The organism is Thiolapillus sp. (assembly GCF_048562965.1).
Taxonomy (GTDB): domain Bacteria; phylum Pseudomonadota; class Gammaproteobacteria; order Chromatiales; family Chromatiaceae; genus Thiolapillus; species Thiolapillus brandeum_A.
The window spans coordinates 1-1878 of the sequence record NZ_JBHNMF010000605.1 but is presented as its reverse complement, the minus strand read 5'-3'; the positions used below and the strand labels follow the sequence as shown (position 1 = coordinate 1878).

General features: G+C 48.3%; 1 protein-coding gene. It reads left to right on the top strand.

Annotation, left to right across the window (positions count from 1 at the left end; genetic code table 11):
• Nucleotides 1-1735 (top strand): UvrD-helicase domain-containing protein (locus tag ACOCD2_RS18250; RefSeq protein ID WP_419588539.1); only part of this gene is annotated, 1735 nt, incomplete at its 5' end.
• Nucleotides 1736-1878 lie beyond the last annotated feature (143 nt).

Sequence of the window (1878 nt, the reverse complement as noted above, 5' to 3'; positions counted from 1 at the left end):
GAGCACAGCCGGTCACTTGCTCGTCATGGGGGGACCAGGCTCCGGTAAAACAACGATTGCGCTTCTAAAAGCAGGCAACATTATTGAGCAAGAGCAAATACAGCCAGGGCAAAAAATTCTTTTTCTCAGCTTTGCTAGAACCACGATTACCAGAGTAGAGGAACGAGCACAGCACATGCTTGCTCCCAAAATTAAAGCCGGAATCCAGATTGACACATATCATGGGTTCCTTTGGAGCCTGTTGAGAACACATGGATATTTACTGCTCGAACGTGCCAATCCAATCCAGTTATTAGCACCACCAGAGGCAGCTGCCGCGCTAGCAGGTATCAGTGAAGAAGCTAATCGTCAGAGTGAGAAGGAGAGGCTGTTTTTTGAAGAGGGCTTTCTTCATTTCGATCTGTTTGCACCGCTGGCAGCCCAGATGCTTAAACGAAGTGAGGCGATACGAAGAATCTGTTCCGATGCTTATCCTGTTCTGATTTTAGATGAGTTTCAAGATACCAACGATGCGGAGTGGGAGGTGATTCGGTTGCTTGGCGAGCATTCCACCGTGTTAGCACTTGCGGACCCCGAACAACGAATCTACGAGTTCCGTGGTGCATCGCCTGAACGCCAAGCTCATTTTCAGGACCGATTTAATCCAAGCCTTTTCGACTTTGAGAACCAGAACAATCGAAGCAACGGCACAGACATCGTGCAATTTGGCAACGATCTTTTGGTTGGAGCTAATCGAGGTCAAAAGTATGACGACGTTTCGCTCCACCTGTATCCATTCAGAAAGCCGACTTCAGGCTTGCTAGACATCAAAGTCCATTTGCTGCGAAGGATGCAGGATATTCGAAAGGCAGGGATTAAGGACTGGTCGGTGGCTATTCTCGTACCTTCGAAGCAGTTGATGCTGAGCGTGTCAGCTTACATTGGATCTGAGCAGACTATTGGTGCAGGGCAACCTATTGGTGCAGGGCAACTTCCCAGCATTGAGCATCACGTTGCGCTGGAAACGGCGGGACCGTCCTTAGCGGCGTTATTAATTGGTGTTCTCCTAGAAATTGCGTCGTCAGACGTTGCGGATGCACGAATCAGGATGATCCGAGCCGTTATTGGACACATCAAGGGTAACCGAGGGGAAAAGGGGCCGACGCAAGCCAGTGCAAAGGTTGCCAAATTCCTCGAAGAACATATCGAGAACGAGCGAAAAGCCCGAGGGTCTAACCAGAAAGCAATTTTGGCTAGTGTCGATGACGTTCTGAAGGCATGTGATGCAATCCAGTTGACGGGAGACCCCGCAACGGATTGGCTTAACGTGCGCTCAGTGATTGAAGATCACCAGTATGGTATCCGTGAAATCAAGCAGATCGTAGAAGACTCAAAGTATCTTCGCCTAATGCATCGCGGAACAGTTCTCAGCGGTCGCCTGGGTGAGTTATGGCGCGGTCGGGGGACATACGAAGGCGCAGAACAAGCGGTTCGGGATTCGTTGATGGAAGAACATTTCTCGATGAGCAAATCAGAGCCGAGAGGCGTGCTGGTTATGACCATGCACAAATCCAAGGCAAAGCAGTTTACGGAAACGATTGTTTTTGAAGGTGAGTTTCAGGGTCGGTACGTCCGAGACCCTTCGGATCCACATGTTGTTGCCCAAGCACGTTATCTGCTCAGAGTCGCGGTGACTCGGGCTGAACGACACAGTTCCGTGTTTACACCAGCACGAGACAGGTGCATATTGCTTTAATTAATAGCTCTAATGCTACTGGTTAATAGCCAGGTATGGATCTATTGTTATTCTTACTCGGATTATTGTAAAGATTATTACTTATGATAATATAGATTATCAAAAGAAATAGGGCACTTGGTACTGAATAATATGAAGGAGAT